Origin of the sequence: Pseudomonas farsensis, assembly GCF_014268805.2 — a bacterium.
Lineage (GTDB): Bacteria > Pseudomonadota > Gammaproteobacteria > Pseudomonadales > Pseudomonadaceae > Aquipseudomonas > Aquipseudomonas farsensis.
On sequence record NZ_JABWRF020000001.1, the window covers coordinates 1,151,526 to 1,168,388 of the forward strand.

A 16,863-nucleotide genomic window follows, 5' to 3' on the forward strand; every position below is an offset into this window, starting at 1 on the left:
ATGGCTAGCATTCCAACGATTTCCTTCGACGCCATCATCATTGGTGGTGGCGGCGCCGGCATGCGCGCAGCGCTGCAACTGGCTCAAGGCGGCCACAAGACCGCAGTAGTCACCAAGGTGTTCCCGACCCGTTCGCACACCGTTTCCGCCCAGGGCGGCATCACCTGTGCCATCGCTTCGGCCGACCCGAACGATGACTGGCGCTGGCACATGTACGATACCGTCAAGGGCTCCGACTACATCGGTGACCAGGACGCTATTGAATACATGTGTCAGGAAGGCCCGGCTGCGGTCTTCGAACTGGATCACATGGGTCTGCCGTTCTCGCGTACCGAAACCGGCCGTATCTACCAGCGTCCGTTCGGTGGCCAGTCCAAGGACTTCGGCAAGGGTGGCCAGGCTGCCCGTACGTGCGCCGCGTCCGACCGTACCGGTCACGCACTGCTGCACACCCTGTACCAGGGCAACCTGAAGGCAGGCACCACCTTCCTTAACGAGTACTACGCGGTTGACCTGGTGAAGAACCAGGACGGCGCGTTCGTCGGTGTGATCGCAATCTGCATCGAAACCGGCGAAACCATGTACATCAAGTCCAAGGCCACCGTTCTGGCCACTGGCGGTGCTGGCCGTATCTACGCCTCCACCACCAACGCCCTGATCAATACCGGCGACGGTATCGGCATGGCCCTGCGTGCCGGCGTGCCGGTGCAGGACATCGAAATGTGGCAGTTCCACCCAACCGGCATCGCCGGCGCTGGCGTACTGGTCACCGAAGGTTGCCGTGGTGAAGGTGGTTACCTGATCAACGCCCACGGTGAGCGTTTCATGGAGCGTTACGCGCCGAACGCCAAAGACCTTGCAGGTCGCGACGTGGTTGCCCGTTCCATGGTCAAAGAGATCATCGCCGGCAACGGCGTGGGTCCGAACAAGGACCACGTGCTGCTCAAGCTCGACCACCTTGGCGAGGAAGTGCTGCACAGCCGCCTGCCAGGTATCTGCGAGCTGTCCAAGACCTTTGCCCACGTCGACCCAGTGGTCGCGCCGGTACCGGTCGTTCCAACCTGCCACTACATGATGGGCGGCGTTGCCACCAACATCCATGGCCAGGCCATCACCATGGACACCGAAGGCAAGGACCAGATCATCCCTGGCCTGTTCGCCGTAGGTGAAGTGGCGTGCGTATCGGTTCACGGTGCCAACCGCCTGGGCGGCAACTCGCTGCTCGACCTCGTGGTATTCGGTCGCGCCGCTGGCCTGCACCTGGAAAAGGCCCTGAGCGACGGCGTCAGCTACAACGATGCCAGCGACACCGACATCGACGTTGCCCTGAACCGCCTGAACAAGCTCAACGAGCGCACCACCGGCGAAGACGTTGCAAGCCTGCGCCGCGAACTGCAGAGCTGCATGCAGAACTACTTCGGTGTGTTCCGTACCGGCGAATACATGCAGAAGGGCATCGAGCAGTTGGCTGGCCTGCGTGACCGTATCGCCAACGTCAAGATCAACGACAAGTCCCAGGCCTTCAACACCGCGCGTATCGAAGCGCTGGAGCTGCAGAACCTGCTGGAAGTCGCTGAAGCTACCGCCATCGCGGCCGAAACCCGTAAAGAGTCCCGCGGCGCTCACGCCCGTGAAGACTTCGAAGACCGTGACGACGAGAACTGGCTGTGCCACACCCTGTACTACCCGGGTGAGAAGCGCGTAGCCAAGCGTGGCGTCAACTTTGCGCCGAAGACCGTTCCGGCCTTCGAGCCGAAAATCCGGACTTACTAAGGGTGGCTGCTATGTTGAAAGTCGAAGTTTATCGCTACAACCCCGACACCGACGCGGCCCCCAAGATGGAGTCGTTCGACGTCGATACCGGCGGCAAGGACCTGATGGTTCTGGACGTGCTGGCACTGATCAAGGAAAAGGACGAGGGCTTCTCGTACCGTCGCTCGTGCCGTGAAGGCGTGTGCGGTTCCGACGGCATGAACATGAACGGCAAGAACGGCCTGGCCTGCATCACCCCGCTGTCGGGTGTGGTGAAGAAGGGCAAGCTGGTTCTGCGTCCGCTGCCGGGCCTGCCAGTCATTCGTGACTTGGTCGTCGATATGAGCATCTTCTACAAGCAGTACGAGAAGGTGAAGCCATTCCTGCAGAACGACACGCCGGCTCCGGCCATCGAGCGTCTGCAGTCGCCAGAAGAGCGCGAGAAGCTGGACGGTCTGTACGAGTGCATCCTGTGCGCTTGCTGCTCGACTTCCTGCCCGTCGTTCTGGTGGAACCCTGACAAGTTCCTCGGCCCGGCTGCGCTGCTGCAGGCCTACCGTTTCCTGGCCGACAGCCGTGACACCAAAACTCAGGAGCGCCTGGCGTCCCTGGATGACCCGTTCAGCGTATTCCGCTGCCGCGGGATCATGAACTGCGTGAACGTTTGCCCCAAGGGTCTGAACCCGACCAAGGCTATCGGCCACGTGCGTAACATGCTGCTGCAAAGCGGCACCTGATTCAAAAAGTTGTAACTGCAGTATGCCAAGGTGCGGGTGGTGAGCCCGCACCAAGGCAATAATCGAGCAGGGCTTACAAGGCCCTCGCTCATTACCTATGAAGATATGAGACCAGCAGGGGCTTTCCGGGCTGGTACCCGGAAGATCAGCAAGATCCAAGTGGCGTGGTTCAGTCGCTGTGTTCGGACTTTTCCATGTTTTCTGAGGTTCTCGCCGATTAGTCCCCTAACCGAGGGTGACCAAGCATGCAAGAAAGCGTGATGCAGCGCATGTGGGAAAGCGCCCACCTTTCAGGTGGTAACGCTGCATATGTGGAAGAGCTCTACGAACTCTACCTGCACGACCCTAACGCTGTGCCAGAAGAGTGGCGCACCTACTTCCAGAAGTTGCCCGCCGACGGCAGCACCGCTACTGATGTATCGCACTCGACAATCCGCGACCATTTCGTACTGCTGGCAAAGAACCAGCGCCGCGCCCAACCGGTTTCCGCCGGGAGCGTGAGCAGTGAACACGAGAAGAAGCAGGTTGAAGTTCTGCGACTGATCCAGGCCTATCGTATGCGCGGCCATCAGGCTGCCAAGCTCGACCCGTTGGGGTTGTGGCAGCGCCCTGCGCCCGTAGACCTGTCGATCAATCACTACGGCTTGACCAATGCCGATCTTGATACGACCTTCCGTGCCGGCGACCTGTTCATCGGCAAAGAGGAAGCGAGCCTACGCGAAATTTTCGAGGCGCTCGAGAAGACATATTGTCGCACCATCGGTGCCGAGTTCACCCACATCGTCGATTCCGAGCAGCGCAGCTGGTTCCAGCAGCGTCTGGAAAGCGTCCGTGGCCGCCCTGATTTTTCCGCCGATGTGCAATCGCACCTGCTCGAGCGTGTCACCGCCGGTGAAGGCCTTGAGAAGTACCTGGGCACCAAGTACCCCGGCACCAAGCGCTTCGGCCTTGAAGGCGGCGAGAGCCTGATTCCGATGCTGGACGAAATGATCCAGCGTTCTGGCTCCTATGGCGTCAAGGAAGTCGTTATCGGCATGGCCCACCGTGGCCGTCTGAACGTGCTGGTCAACACCTTCGGCAAGAACCCGCGCGAGCTGTTCGACGAGTTCGAAGGCAAGAAGATGAACGAGCTGGGCTCCGGTGACGTCAAGTACCACCAGGGCTTCTCCTCGAACGTGATGACTCCAGGCGGCGAAGTCCACCTGGCCATGGCGTTCAACCCGTCCCACCTGGAAATCGTCTCGCCAGTTGTGGAAGGCTCGGTTCGCGCCCGTCAGGACCGTCGCAACGATGCTGTTGGCGACAAGGTACTGCCGATATCGATCCACGGTGACGCGGCATTCGCCGGCCAAGGCGTGGTGCTCGAAACCTTCCAGATGTCGCAGACCCGCGGTTTCAAGACCGGCGGTACCGTGCACATCGTGATCAACAACCAGGTTGGTTTCACCATCAGCAACCCGCTGGACGCGCGCTCCACCGAGTATGCGACCGACGTTGCCAAGATGATTCAGGCGCCGATCCTGCACGTCAACGGCGATGACCCCGAAGCGGTGCTGTTCGTTACCCAGCTGGCCATCGATTACCGCATGCAGTTCAAGCGTGACGTGGTAGTCGACCTGGTTTGCTACCGCCGCCGTGGCCACAACGAAGCTGACGAGCCTAACGGCACCCAGCCATTGATGTATCAGCAGATCAGCAAGCAGCGCACTACTCGCGAGCTGTATGCCGAGGCATTGATCCAGGCTGGCCGTATCGACGCCGAACGCGCCCAGGCCAAGATCGACGACTACCGCAATGCGCTGGATAACGGCCTGCATGTGGTCAAGAGCCTGGTCAAGGAGCCGAACCGCGAGCTGTTCGTCGACTGGCGTCCATACCTGGGCCATGCCTGGACTGCGCGTCACGACACCCGCTTCGACCTCAAGACCTTGCAGGACTTGTCCGCCAAGCTGCTCGAGCTGCCGGAAGGCTTCGTCGTCCAGCGCCAGGTTGCCAAAATCTACGAAGATCGCCAGAAGATGCAGGCCGGTGGCTTGCCGATCAACTGGGGTTATGCAGAGACCATGGCCTACGCCACCCTGCAGTTCGAAGGTCACCCGATCCGCATGACCGGCCAGGACATCGGCCGTGGCACCTTCTCCCACCGCCACGCGGTACTGCACAACCAGAAGGACGCCAGCACCTATATTCCGCTGCAGAATCTGTTCCCGGGTCAGCCGCGTTTCGACCTGTACGATTCCTTCCTCTCGGAGGAAGCGGTACTGGCCTTCGAATACGGCTACTCCACCACCACGCCAAACGCGCTGGTGATCTGGGAAGCCCAGTTCGGCGACTTCGCCAACGGTGCGCAAGTGGTGATCGACCAGTTCATCACCAGCGGCGAGCACAAGTGGGGCCGCCTGTGCGGTCTGACCATGCTGCTGCCGCACGGTTATGAAGGGCAGGGCCCGGAGCACTCCTCCGCGCGTCTGGAGCGTTACCTGCAGCTGTGCGCCGAGCACAACATTCAGGTGTGCGTACCGACCACCCCGGCACAGATCTACCACCTGCTGCGTCGCCAGGTGATCCGCCCGCTGCGCAAGCCGCTGGTCGTGCTCACGCCGAAGTCGTTGCTGCGCCACAAGCTGGCCATTTCGACCCTCGAAGACCTGGCCGAAGGTTCGTTCCAGACCGTGATCCCGGAAATCGATGCAATCGATCCGGCCAAGGTCGAGCGCCTGGTGCTGTGCAGCGGCAAGGTCTACTACGACCTGCTGGAAAAACGCCGTGCCGAGGGCCGTGAAGACATCGCCATCCTGCGTCTGGAACAGCTGTATCCGTTCCCTGAGGATGACCTGGTCGAGATCCTGGCTCAGTACACCAACCTCAAAGCTGCAGTCTGGTGTCAGGAAGAGCCGATGAACCAGGGTGCCTGGTACAGCAGCCAGCACCACATGCGCCGTATTCTGGGTCGCCACAACAAGGCACTGAACCTCGAATACGCCGGCCGCGACGCTTCCGCCGCGCCAGCCTGTGGTTACGCATCGAAGCACGCCGAACAGCAGGAAAAACTGCTGCAAGACGCCTTCACTGTTTAACGCCTTCGTGCACCTGAAACCGAATTTAAGGAAACACTGCTAATGGCTATCGAGATCAAAGCCCCAACCTTCCCGGAATCGGTCGCCGACGGCACCGTCGCCACCTGGCACAAAAAGCCGGGCGAAGCCGTCAAGCGTGACGAGCTGATCGTTGACATCGAGACCGACAAGGTCGTCCTGGAAGTCCTGGCCACCGCTGATGGCGTGCTGGGTGACATCGTCAAGGGCGAGGGCGAAACCGTCCTGTCCGACGAAGTCCTGGGTTCGATCGTGGAAGGCGGTGCTGCCGCCGCGCCAGCCGCTGCCGCCCCGGCCGCAGCCCCGGCTGCCGCTGCCGCTGGCGCTGCCGATGCGGGCGAAGACGACCCAGTCGCCGCACCTGCTGCACGCAAGCTGGCTGAAGAAAACGGTATCGACCTGGCCTCTGTTGCCGGTACCGGCAAAGGCGGTCGCGTGACCAAGGAAGACGTCGTCGCCGCCGTCGCCAACAAGAAGTCGGCACCTGCTGCCGCTGCCAAGCCGGCTGCTGCCGCTGCTGCCCAGGTTGTCGTCGCCGCTGGCGACCGCACCGAGAAGCGCGTGCCGATGACCCGCCTGCGCGCCAAGATCGCCGAGCGTCTGGTCGAAGCCCAGTCGAACATGGCCATGCTGACCACCTTCAACGAAGTCGACATGACCGAAGTCATGGCCCTGCGTTCGAAGTACAAGGACCTGTTCGAGAAGACCCACAACGGCGTACGCCTGGGCTTCATGTCGTTCTTCGTCAAGGCCGCTACCGAGGCGCTGAAGCGCTACCCGGCAGTCAACGCTTCGATCGATGGCAATGACATCGTCTACCACGGCTTTGCCGACGTCGGCGTTGCCGTCTCCAGCGACCGTGGTCTGGTAGTACCGGTACTGCGTAACGCCGAATCGATGTCGCTGGCCGAAATCGAAAACGGCATCGCTACCTTCGGCAAGAAGGCCCGTGACGGCAAGCTGTCGATCGAAGAAATGACCGGTGGTACCTTCACCATCACCAACGGTGGTACCTTCGGTTCGATGATGTCTACCCCGATCGTCAACCCGCCGCAGGCTGCGATTCTGGGTATGCACAACATCATTCAGCGCCCGATGGCCATTAATGGCCAAGTGGTAATTCGCCCGATGATGTACCTGGCGCTGTCGTACGATCACCGCCTGATCGATGGTAAGGAAGCCGTGACCTTCCTGGTGACTATCAAGAACCTGCTGGAAGATCCGTCCCGCCTGCTGCTGGACATCTAATCGCGCGGCTGTAAGCTGCGAGCGGCAAGCTTCGAGTCGAGGCTTGCCGGCTTGCGGCTTACAGCTTGCAGCTTGAAGCTAAAAAGGAATCTTTTATGACCCAGAAATTCGACGTAGTGGTGATTGGTGCAGGTCCTGGCGGCTATGTCGCTGCCATCAAGGCCGCCCAACTCGGTCTGAAGACTGCCTGCATCGAGAAGTACACTGACGGCGAGGGCAAGCTGGCCCTTGGCGGTACCTGCCTGAACGTAGGTTGCATCCCGTCCAAGGCGCTGCTGGACAGCTCCTGGAAGTACAAGGAAGCCAAAGAGAGCTTCAACGTCCACGGCATCTCCACGGGTGAAGTGAAGATGGACGTGGCTGCGATGGTTGGCCGCAAGGCTGGCATCGTCAAGAACCTGACCGGCGGTGTTGCCACCCTGTTCAAGGCCAACGGCGTTACTTCGATCCAAGGCCACGGCAAACTGCTGGCCGGCAAGAAAGTCGAAGTCACCAAGGCCGACGGCACCACCGAAATCATCGAAGCCGAGAACGTGATCCTGGCTTCCGGTTCGCGCCCAATCGACATTCCGCCGGCTCCGGTCGACCAGAACGTCATCGTCGACTCCACCGGCGCCCTGGAATTCCAATCGGTACCCAAGCGCCTGGGCGTGATCGGTGCCGGTGTCATCGGCCTGGAGCTGGGTTCGGTCTGGGCTCGCCTGGGCGCTGAAGTCACCGTGCTCGAAGCGCTGGACACCTTCCTGATGGCTGCCGACACCGCGGTGTCGAAAGAAGCTCAGAAGACCCTTACCAAGCAAGGCCTGGACATCAAGCTGGGCGCTCGCGTCACCGGCTCGAAAGTCAACGGCAATGAAGTCGAAGTCACCTACACCAACGCTGAAGGCGAGCAGAAGATCACCTTCGACAAGCTGATCGTTGCGGTCGGCCGTCGTCCGGTGACCACCGACCTGCTGGCCGCCGACAGTGGCGTGACCATCGATGAGCGTGGCTACATCTTCGTCGACGATCACTGCGCTACCAGCGTTCCTGGCGTGTTCGCCATCGGCGACGTGGTACGCGGCATGATGCTGGCGCACAAGGCCTCGGAAGAGGGCATCATGGTTGTCGAGCGCATCAAGGGCCACAAGGCCCAGATGAACTACGACCTGATTCCTTCGGTTATCTACACCCACCCGGAAATCGCATGGGTCGGCAAGACCGAACAGGCGTTGAAAGCTGAAGGCGTTGAGGTTAACGTGGGCACCTTCCCGTTCGCCGCCAGCGGCCGTGCGATGGCAGCCAACGACACCGGTGGTTTCGTCAAGGTTATCGCCGATGCGAAAACCGACCGCGTACTGGGTGTGCACGTCATCGGCCCATCCGCTGCCGAGCTGGTACAGCAGGGCGCGATCGCAATGGAATTCGGCACCAGTGCCGAGGATCTGGGCATGATGGTCTTCAGCCATCCAACCCTGTCCGAAGCGTTGCACGAAGCAGCGCTGGCAGTGAATGGCGGTGCCATTCACGTTGCCAACCGTAAGAAGCGTTAATTATAAGAAACCACGGCGGGCTGCCCGTCGTGAGTCTTGCGTGCATGACTCACCGCGGAACGTCCGCCGGACCGGATCACATGGGATAACCCGGGGTCAACGGTCACAGGTGGTGCGGCGCCGGTAATGGCGCAGCGCCGAAGCGCAGTACCTAACGAAGACGGTAAAAAGCATGAATCTTCACGAGTATCAGGGCAAGCAGCTGTTCGCTGAATACGGCCTGCCAGTTTCCAAGGGTTTCGCAGTCGACACCCCTGAAGCTGCAGCAGAAGCCTGCGACAAGATTGGTGGTTCGGAGTGGGTCGTCAAGGCCCAGGTCCACGCTGGTGGTCGCGGTAAAGCGGGCGGCGTCAAGCTGGTTCGCAGCAAGGAAGACGCCAAGGCGTTCGCTGCACAATGGCTGGGCAAGCGCCTGGTAACCTACCAGACCGACGCCAACGGTCAGCCAGTGACCAAGATCCTGGTCGAATCCTGCACCGACATCGCCAAAGAGCTGTACCTGGGCGCTGTGGTCGATCGTTCGAGCCGCCGCATCGTGTTCATGGCCTCCACCGAAGGTGGCGTGGACATCGAGAAAGTTGCGCACGACACCCCCGAGAAGATCATCAAGGCAACCATCGATCCGCTGGTCGGCGCTCAGCCGTTCCAGGGTCGTGAACTGGCATTCCAGCTGGGTCTGGAAGGCAAGCAAGTTGCTCAGTTCGCCAAGATTTTCGTAGGCCTGGCCAAGCTCTTCAAAGAGCACGACCTGGCCCTGCTGGAAGTCAACCCGCTGGTGATCAAGGCCGACGGCGATCTGCACTGCCTCGATGCCAAGATCAACATCGACGCCAACGCAATGTACCGTCAGCCTAAGCTGAAAACCTTCCACGACCCGTCCCAGGACGATCCTCGTGAAGCCCACGCAGCCAGCTTCGAGCTGAACTACGTGGCGCTGGAAGGCAACATTGGCTGCATGGTCAACGGTGCTGGCCTGGCCATGGGTACCATGGACATCGTCAACCTGCATGGCGGCAAGCCAGCCAACTTCCTCGACGTGGGCGGCGGCGCTACCAAAGAACGCGTTACCGAAGCGTTCAAGATCATTCTGTCCGACAGCAATGTCGCGGCCGTACTGGTCAACATCTTCGGCGGCATCGTTCGCTGCGACATGATTGCCGAAGGCATCATCGGCGCTGTGAAAGAAGTTGGCGTTAAAGTGCCGGTTGTTGTTCGCCTTGAAGGCAACAACGCTGAACTGGGCGCTAAAGTACTGGCAGAAAGCGGTTTGAACATCATTGCGGCAACCAGCCTGACCGACGCTGCTCAACAAGTTGTCAAAGCTGCGGAGGGCAAGTAATGAGCGTCCTGATCAATAAAGACACCAAAGTCATCTGCCAGGGCTTCACCGGCTCGCAAGGTACTTTCCACTCCGAGCAAGCCATCGCCTACGGCACCAAGATGGTTGGCGGCGTGACCCCAGGCAAAGGCGGCACCACTCACCTGGGCCTGCCGGTGTTCAACACCGTGAAAGAAGCTGTAGAAGCTACCGGCGCTGACGCTTCGGTCATCTACGTTCCAGCTCCTTTCTGCAAGGACTCCATCCTTGAAGCCGCTTTCGGTGGCATCAAGCTGATCGTCTGCATCACCGAAGGTATTCCTACCCTCGACATGCTGGACGCCAAGGTCAAGTGCGACGAGCTGGGCGTTACCCTGATCGGTCCTAACTGCCCAGGTGTCATCACCCCGGGCGAGTGCAAGATCGGCATCATGCCAGGCCACATCCACTTGCCAGGCAAGGTCGGTATCGTTTCGCGTTCCGGCACCCTGACCTACGAAGCTGTCAAGCAGACCACCGACGCCGGCTTCGGCCAGTCGACCTGTGTCGGCATCGGCGGTGACCCGATCCCGGGCTCCAACTTCATCGACATCCTGAAGCTGTTCCAGGAAGACCCGAAGACCGAAGCGATCGTCATGATCGGTGAGATCGGCGGTTCGGCTGAAGAAGAAGCCGCGGCCTACATCAAGGCCCACGTCACCAAGCCAGTGGTTTCCTACATTGCCGGTGTGACTGCACCAGCGGGCAAGCGTATGGGCCACGCAGGCGCCATCATCTCCGGCGGCAAAGGCACTGCGGACGAGAAGTTCGCCGCACTGCAAGACGCTGGCGTGAAGACCGTGCGTTCGCTGGCTGACATCGGCAAGGCCCTGGCCGAGCTGACTGGCTGGGAAGCCAAGAAGTAATACTGCGACACCCCCCCACGCGCACAGAGGCCACCTTCGGGTGGCCTTTGTCGTTTTTGGGTTGTGGACCCCATCGCGGGGCAAGCCCGCTCCCACGCAGAGTTTAGGGGGCACTTGCGTGCGGCCTCATCGCAGGCTTGCACAGAACCATGGGATCTCCCCCAGAGCCTGGTCAAAGTCACTGTTGGAACGGGCTTGCCCCGCGATGGCTATCTGCTACAGCGAGAATTATCGGCGGCATCACTAGGATTTTTCACACAGACTAATTCCCGCACCCTGCGATAATTCCACCTGTCCACGGTCAGCAAGACGACAAACCGCTACGTACATCGGACAAACAGCACCGTTACAGTGCGCTTGCCCGGCAAAACGGTTAATCTACGCGCTCACTTTGTGCCCGTGCCCCAAAAGGGAACGACACGCTAAACGGGTCTGGCTCATCAAGCCGGGCAACATTTCCCTCATTCATGGGGAAATTCCCTCTCGAATCCCGATTTCAGCAGTGTGGTACTACCCCAAATGAAAGTTTTGAAAGGCCAGGATATCCTGGCACTTGGCTTTATGACGTTTGCGCTTTTCGTCGGCGCGGGCAACATCATCTTCCCGCCTATCGTTGGCCTGCAGTCCGGGCCGCACGTATGGATGGCAGCCCTGGGCTTTTTGGTAACGGCCGTTGGCCTGCCCGTCATCACCGTGGTCGCACTGGCCAAGGTCGGTGGCGGCATGGACGCCCTGAGCAGCCCCATTGGCAAGTTCTTCGGCGGCCTGCTGGCGGCGGTGTGCTACCTCTCGGTAGGCCCGCTGTTCGCGACCCCGCGCACGGCCACCGTGTCGTTCGAGGTAGGTGTGGCGCCGCTGACCGGTGAAAGCCCGACTGCGCTGTTCATCTACAGCCTTGTGTACTTCCTCGTGGTGCTGGCTGTCTCGATGTACCCAGGCAAGCTGCTCGACACCGTCGGCCGCTTCCTCGCGCCGTTGAAGATCATCGCCCTGGCGGTGCTCGGCATTGCTGCGTTTGCGCTGCCTGCCGGGACCATCGGCGAGGCTCAGCCACAGTACGTAGCCGCGCCGTTCTCGCAGGGGTTCATCAATGGCTACCTGACCATGGACACCCTGGGGGCGCTGGTCTTCGGTATTGTCATCGTCAACGCGATCCGCTCGCGCGGTGTGGAATCGCCGCAACTGATCACCCGCTATGCCATCATTGCCGGGCTGATTGCCGGTGTGGGCCTGGCGCTGGTGTACATCAGCCTGTTCCGCCTGGGCGCCGGCAGCCATGAAATCGCCGCCAATGCCAGCAACGGCGCTGCAGTTCTGCATGCCTATGTGCAGCACACCTTCGGTTCGCTTGGCAGTGGTTTCCTGGCCGTGCTGATCGCCCTGGCATGCCTGGTGACCGCAGTGGGCCTGACCTGCGCGTGCGCCGAGTACTTCAGCCAGATTCTGCCGCTGTCGTATCGTGCGCTGGTGGTCATTCTGGCCGGCTTCTCGCTGGTGGTGTCCAACCTGGGCTTGACCAAGCTGATCATGTTCTCGATCCCCGTGCTCACGGCCATCTATCCGCCGTGCATCGTGGTCGTGGCGCTGAGCTTCGTCAAAGAGCTGTGGAACTCGCCGGTGCGCATCCTGGCGCCGGTGATGCTGGTCTCGCTGCTGTTCGGCCTGGTTGACGCAATCAAGACCACCAGCCTTGCCGATAAGCTGCCGGAGGTGGTCGCCCACCTGCCGTTGAGCGAGCAGGGCCTTGCCTGGCTGGTGCCTTCGGTCATCATGCTGGTCGCCGCTGCTGCCTTCGACCACTTGGTCGGTAAGCCGCGCGAGGCGCTGGCCTGACAGGTTGAACCCCGTGCGCTGACGCCGGCCACAAGCCTAATGGCGCAGCGACGGGGGCCAATCCGAAACCCCACTCCTGTTCAGGGGGTGGGGTTTTTTATTGCCATCAGCCAGCGGCAGAGCGGGTGGTAGATTTCGCCATCGCTCTGTGCCTTTTACTGCTTGCCAGCGTCGAATCCCGGTCGCCATTATCTGTGCATCTGGCCCTCGGGAACCCTGCATGAACGTTATCCAAAGTAATCTTCCTAACCTGCTGGCAGCGTGCTGGTTCGTCATCTGCTGGGGCGGCTATACCCGCTACGCCATCTGGAAGGGCCGCGACACCGCCTGCCTTGCCAGTGTGCTGCACTTGTACCGCGAGGACTGGATGCGGCGCATGCTGTTGCGCGACAACCGTATCGCCGATGCCAGCGTGATCGGCAACCTGGAGCGCAATGCATCGTTCTTTGCCTCCAGCACGCTGATTATTCTGGCCGGTATCCTCACGGTGCTTGGTGCTTCGGACCGCGCGCTGTCATTGCTTGCAGACCTGCCGTTGGTGCAGCAGGCGTCCCAGGGCATGTCGGAGATCAAGTTGCTGTGCCTGGCAACGGTCTTTGTCTACGCCTTCTTCACCTTTAGCTGGTGCATGCGTCAGTACAACTTTGCTGCTGTGCTGGTGGGGTCGGCGCCGATGATTGGCGAGCGCCAGGTGACCGAACTCGAACGTAATGCATTTGCCCAGCGGGCCTCGCGGGTGTTGTCGCTTGCGGCCAACCAGTTCAACCTCGGTTTGCGCGCTTACTACTTCGGTATGGCCATGCTCAGTTGGTTCATCAACCCGTGGTTGTTCATGGGCGTTAGCGTGGGCGTGGTGTTTATTCTGTACCAGCGTGAGTTCCACTCCGATGTGCTCGAAGTGATGGTGTTTACCCCCACGCCGCAATTACCGCCCGAGGCGGGCAAAGACACTACGGCGGCAGTTAACTGAAGCGTTTCACCCTTAACTAACAGGCACAAAAAAACCCGACAGCGTCGGGTTTTTTTGTTTTAAGCAATTACTGCTTGGCAGGCTCGCTCGGCGCAGTGCCTGGTGCCGGGGTAGCAGGGGCTGCCTCGTCAGCGGCTTCTTCAGCGGCTTTTTGCTGCGCTTCAGCCTGATCTTTGGCGGCTTCGGCGTTTTCCTTGGCAGCGTCGTTCATCTTATCCTGAGCTTCGCCCATTTTTTCCTGGGCTTGTTCAGCATGTTGCTGTGCGTCTTGGGCCTTGTCTTCGCTCGCTTTATCGCAAGCGGCCAGGCCCATGGTAGCGGCCAGCATCAGAGCAAAAGCAAAAGGTTTACGCATGGGGTGTTTCTCCTGGGTGGAATAATCGACTTGTACCTTCGAACACAGCCCCGTGGCATTAGTTCCACAGAAGTTACAGATATATAACCCATGGGCCTATATAGACTTTTTTGCGATTTTATGCGGCGAGGAAGATGAACCAGACGCCTTTGATTGCCATGGCCGAACGCTTTCTCTCGGCGCTCAGGCATTGCCAGCTATTGCAGATGCGCGTGGTCGATGCCGATGACCAAGGCATCACGTTGATCTTGCCGTGGTCCCAGGCCATTGTCGGCAACCCGCAAACGGGCGCCGTGCACGGCGGGGCGCTGACAACGTTGCTCGATACCACCTGCGGCATGGCCACATTGTGCGTGCTGCCGCGCTTCGAGGTGTGCCCAACGCTCGACCTGCGTATCGACTACATGCACGCGGCGCAGCCGCACAAGGCCATCTATGCCCATGCCCACTGCTACAGGGTCACCCATGATGTCATCTTCACCCGCGCCAGCGCCTACCAGGACGACGCCACGCAGCCCATCTGCCAGGTAGTGGGCACGTTCATGCGCCTGGGGGGCGACATCAAGGGTGGCCTGGATGTTGGCAAGCACCTCAGTGAGCCGCGCCGATGATCCCGTTAGCCGTGCGCCAGCAACTGAACGAAGCCCACGCCCGTGGCGACTACGGCCCGTTGCTTGGGTTGATCCCTTATGCGGGGTTGATCGGCATCGAGTGCCAGCGCCAGGGTGACGAGTTGCTGTTCCGCTTGCCGGCGAACCCGGACAACATCGGCAACCCCTTGTTGCCGGCTATCCATGGCGGGGTAGTGGCAGGTTTCATGGAGCTGTCGGCGGCGCTCTATCTGCTTATCCATAGCGATAGCGTGAGCATTCCCAAGATCATCGACTTTTCCATCGACTACCTGCGCGCGGCCCACCTGCGCGATACCTTCGCCCACTGCCAGCTGTGGCGCCAGGGCCGGCGGGTGACCAATGTCGCCATCACCGCCTGGCAAGCCGAGCGCGACACTCCAGTGGCCACCGCCCGTGCGCATTTCAAGATCGAGCCGCAAAAGCCCTTGAAATAGCCTGGCCTGCCCCCATCTGTTGCTCATCCGCCGTTAAATGCAGGCCGTACGGTCGCCCGGCGTCACCAACCAACAGATCGGAGTGTGAAGACGATGAGTGTGGAGACTCAAAAAGAAACCCTGGGCTTCCAGACCGAGGTAAAGCAGCTGCTGCACCTCATGATTCATTCGCTCTATTCGAACAAGGAAATCTTCCTTCGCGAGCTGATCTCCAACGCCTCCGACGCTGCTGACAAGCTGCGCTTCGAAGCGCTGGCCAAGCCCGAGCTGCTCGAGGGCGACGCAGACCTGAAGATCCGCCTGAGCTTCGACAAGGCCGCCAATACCGTCACCCTCGAAGACAACGGTATCGGCATGAGCCGCGAGGACGTCATTGCGCACTTGGGCACCATCGCCAAGTCCGGCACCGCCGACTTCATGAAAAACCTCACCGGCGACCAGAAGAAAGACTCGCACCTGATCGGCCAATTCGGTGTCGGCTTCTACTCGGCCTTCATCGTTGCCGACAAAGTCGACGTGTTCAGCCGTCGTGCAGGCCTGCCAGCAGCCGAAGGCGTGCACTGGTCGTCCAAAGGCGAGGGCGATTTTGAAGTCGCCACCGTCGAAAAGCCGCAGCGCGGCACCCGTATTGTCCTGCACCTTAAAAGCGGTGAGGACGAGTTCGCCGATGGTTGGCGCCTGCGCAACATCGTCAAGAAGTACTCCGACCACATCGCCTTGCCTATCCAGCTGCCCAAAGAGCAGCCTGAGGCAGCCGAAGGCGAAGAAGCGCCTGCGCAGGAATGGGAAACCGTCAACCGCGCCAGCGCCTTGTGGACCCGTTCGCGTTCCGAGGTCAAGGACGAGGAATACCAGGAGTTCTACAAGCACATCGGCCATGACTTCGAGAATCCGCTTGCCTGGAGCCACAACAAGGTCGAAGGCAAGCTCGAATACAACTCGCTGCTGTATGTGCCGGCCCGCGCCCCGTTCGACCTGTACCAGCGCGAAGCGCCACGCGGCCTGAAGCTCTACGTGCAGCGTGTGTTCATCATGGACCAGGCTGAGTCGTTCCTGCCCCTGTACCTGCGTTTTATCAAGGGCGTGGTCGATTCCAACGACCTGTCGCTGAACGTTTCCCGCGAAATCCTGCAGAAAGACCCGATCATCGACTCGATGAAGACCGCGCTGACCAAGCGCGTGCTGGACATGCTGGAAAAACTCGCCAAGAACGAGCCTGAGCAGTACAAAGGCTTCTGGAAGAACTTCGGCCAGGTGCTGAAGGAAGGCCCGGCCGAAGATTTCGCCAACAAGGAAAAAATCGCCGGCCTGCTGCGCTTTGCTTCCACCCATGATGAAAGCGGCGAGCAGAGCGTTTCGCTGGCCGACTACCTGGCCCGTGCCAAAGAAGGCCAGGACAAGATCTACTTCCTCACCGGCGAGACCTACGCGCAGGTCAAGAACAGCCCGCACCTGGAAGTCTTCCGCAAGAAAGGCATCGAAGTGCTGCTGCTGACCGACCGTATCGACGAGTGGCTGATGAGCTATCTCAGCGAGTTCGACGGCAAGACCTTCGCCGACGTCGCCCGTGGCGACCTGGACCTGGGCAAGCTGGACTCCGAAGAGGACAAGAAAGCCCAGGAAGAAGTGGCCAAGGAAAAAGAAGGCTTGGTCGAGCGTCTGAAAACCGCCTTGGGCGACAGCGTTGCCGAAGTGCGTGTTTCGCACCGCCTGACCGATTCGCCAGCCATTCTCGCCATTGGCGAACAGGACCTTGGCCTGCAAATGCGCCAGATCCTCGAAGCCAGCGGGCAGAAAGTGCCGGAGTCCAAGCCGATCTTCGAGTTCAACCCGTCTCACCCGCTGATTGGCAAGCTGGACAACGAGCAGAGCGAAGACCGCTTTGCCGAGCTGTCGCACATCCTGTTCGATCAGGCGGCGCTGGCGGCCGGTGACAGCCTCAAGGACCCGGCGGCCTACGTTCGTCGCCTGAACAAGCTGCTGGTCGAGCTATCTGCTTGAGTTGATGCACAGCAAAGCCCGCTTCGGCGGGCTTTTTTCATGGTGAAGCTT

13 protein-coding genes are annotated in these 16,863 nt (G+C 60.4%); 12 read left to right on the forward strand and 1 reads right to left on the reverse strand.

Going from position 1 to position 16,863, the window contains the following annotated elements; genetic code table 11:
- From sdhA to HU719_RS05120, 9 genes are all read left to right on the forward strand, one after another.
- The gene (gene sdhA / locus HU719_RS05080; RefSeq protein WP_186520236.1) at nucleotides 1-1,773 is read left to right on the forward strand and encodes a succinate dehydrogenase flavoprotein subunit; all 1,773 of its coding nucleotides are present in this window, start codon (nucleotides 1-3) and stop codon (nucleotides 1,771-1,773) included.
- 11 nt (nucleotides 1,774-1,784) lie between these two features.
- A complete protein-coding gene (locus HU719_RS05085; protein ID WP_186520235.1) occupies nucleotides 1,785-2,489 on the forward strand; it encodes a succinate dehydrogenase iron-sulfur subunit in 705 nt (234 codons plus the stop codon).
- A gap of 245 nt (nucleotides 2,490-2,734) precedes the next feature.
- Nucleotides 2,735-5,566 carry a 2-oxoglutarate dehydrogenase E1 component gene (locus HU719_RS05090; RefSeq protein WP_186520234.1) on the forward strand — a complete coding sequence of 944 codons (2,832 nt, stop codon included), beginning with the start codon at nucleotides 2,735-2,737 and terminating at the stop codon, nucleotides 5,564-5,566.
- A 42-nt stretch (nucleotides 5,567-5,608) separates the two neighbouring features.
- Nucleotides 5,609-6,832 (forward strand): 2-oxoglutarate dehydrogenase complex dihydrolipoyllysine-residue succinyltransferase, encoded by a 1,224-nt coding sequence (gene odhB, locus HU719_RS05095; protein ID WP_186534776.1) that lies wholly within the window; start codon nucleotides 5,609-5,611, stop codon nucleotides 6,830-6,832.
- A gap of 95 nt (nucleotides 6,833-6,927) precedes the next feature.
- Entirely contained in the window at nucleotides 6,928-8,364 is a 1,437-nt protein-coding gene (gene lpdA, locus HU719_RS05100; RefSeq protein ID WP_186520232.1) for a dihydrolipoyl dehydrogenase, read from the forward strand.
- Nucleotides 8,365-8,536: 172 nt separating this feature from the next.
- Nucleotides 8,537-9,703 carry an ADP-forming succinate--CoA ligase subunit beta gene (gene sucC, locus HU719_RS05105; protein ID WP_186520231.1) on the forward strand — a complete coding sequence of 389 codons (1,167 nt, stop codon included), beginning with the start codon at nucleotides 8,537-8,539 and terminating at the stop codon, nucleotides 9,701-9,703.
- Nucleotides 9,703-10,587, forward strand: coding sequence for a succinate--CoA ligase subunit alpha (gene sucD / locus HU719_RS05110; RefSeq protein WP_003254203.1), 885 nt, complete (start codon nucleotides 9,703-9,705; stop codon nucleotides 10,585-10,587). Before sucC ends, sucD begins: the two co-directional genes overlap by 1 nt.
- 519 nt (nucleotides 10,588-11,106) lie before the next feature.
- Entirely contained in the window at nucleotides 11,107-12,420 is a 1,314-nt protein-coding gene (gene brnQ / locus HU719_RS05115) for a branched-chain amino acid transport system II carrier protein (protein WP_186534777.1), read from the forward strand.
- 220 nt (nucleotides 12,421-12,640) lie between these two features.
- On the forward strand, nucleotides 12,641-13,390 hold the full coding sequence (locus HU719_RS05120) for a DUF599 domain-containing protein (protein WP_186534778.1): 750 nt from the start codon (nucleotides 12,641-12,643) through the stop codon (nucleotides 13,388-13,390).
- A gap of 67 nt (nucleotides 13,391-13,457) precedes the next feature.
- Here HU719_RS05120 and HU719_RS05125 read toward each other — a convergent pair whose 3' ends face one another.
- Complete coding sequence (locus tag HU719_RS05125; protein WP_186520228.1) at nucleotides 13,458-13,745, reverse strand: hypothetical protein; 288 nt, start codon at nucleotides 13,743-13,745, stop codon at nucleotides 13,458-13,460.
- Nucleotides 13,746-13,879: 134 nt separating this feature from the next.
- On the opposite strand from HU719_RS05125, the gene HU719_RS05130 reads away from it, so the two are divergent.
- The 3 genes from HU719_RS05130 to htpG all read left to right on the forward strand — a co-directional run bounded on the left by HU719_RS05130 (nucleotide 13,880) and on the right by htpG (nucleotide 16,812).
- Complete coding sequence (locus HU719_RS05130; RefSeq protein ID WP_186534779.1) at nucleotides 13,880-14,356, forward strand: PaaI family thioesterase; 477 nt, start codon at nucleotides 13,880-13,882, stop codon at nucleotides 14,354-14,356.
- A complete protein-coding gene (locus tag HU719_RS05135; RefSeq protein ID WP_186520226.1) occupies nucleotides 14,353-14,811 on the forward strand; it encodes a PaaI family thioesterase in 459 nt (152 codons plus the stop codon). Before HU719_RS05130 ends, HU719_RS05135 begins: the two co-directional genes overlap by 4 nt.
- 93 nt (nucleotides 14,812-14,904) lie before the next feature.
- Nucleotides 14,905-16,812 (forward strand): molecular chaperone HtpG, encoded by a 1,908-nt coding sequence (htpG, locus tag HU719_RS05140; protein WP_186534780.1) that lies wholly within the window; start codon nucleotides 14,905-14,907, stop codon nucleotides 16,810-16,812.
- Nucleotides 16,813-16,863 lie beyond the last annotated feature (51 nt).

Coding starts and splice junctions, on each gene's coding strand:
- brnQ (WP_186534777.1), top strand. CDS start 11,107: ATGAAAGTTTTGAAAGGCCAGGATATCCTGGCACTTGGCTTTATGACG.
- sucD (WP_003254203.1), top strand. CDS start 9,703: ATGAGCGTCCTGATCAATAAAGACACCAAAGTCATCTGCCAGGGCTTC.
- HU719_RS05090 (WP_186520234.1), top strand. CDS start 2,735: ATGCAAGAAAGCGTGATGCAGCGCATGTGGGAAAGCGCCCACCTTTCA.
- HU719_RS05125 (WP_186520228.1), bottom strand. CDS start 13,745: ATGCGTAAACCTTTTGCTTTTGCTCTGATGCTGGCCGCTACCATGGGC.
- htpG (WP_186534780.1), top strand. CDS start 14,905: ATGAGTGTGGAGACTCAAAAAGAAACCCTGGGCTTCCAGACCGAGGTA.
- HU719_RS05135 (WP_186520226.1), top strand. CDS start 14,353: ATGATCCCGTTAGCCGTGCGCCAGCAACTGAACGAAGCCCACGCCCGT.
- HU719_RS05130 (WP_186534779.1), top strand. CDS start 13,880: ATGAACCAGACGCCTTTGATTGCCATGGCCGAACGCTTTCTCTCGGCG.
- odhB (WP_186534776.1), top strand. CDS start 5,609: ATGGCTATCGAGATCAAAGCCCCAACCTTCCCGGAATCGGTCGCCGAC.
- HU719_RS05085 (WP_186520235.1), top strand. CDS start 1,785: ATGTTGAAAGTCGAAGTTTATCGCTACAACCCCGACACCGACGCGGCC.
- lpdA (WP_186520232.1), top strand. CDS start 6,928: ATGACCCAGAAATTCGACGTAGTGGTGATTGGTGCAGGTCCTGGCGGC.
- sucC (WP_186520231.1), top strand. CDS start 8,537: ATGAATCTTCACGAGTATCAGGGCAAGCAGCTGTTCGCTGAATACGGC.
- sdhA (WP_186520236.1), top strand. CDS start 1: ATGGCTAGCATTCCAACGATTTCCTTCGACGCCATCATCATTGGTGGT.
- HU719_RS05120 (WP_186534778.1), top strand. CDS start 12,641: ATGAACGTTATCCAAAGTAATCTTCCTAACCTGCTGGCAGCGTGCTGG.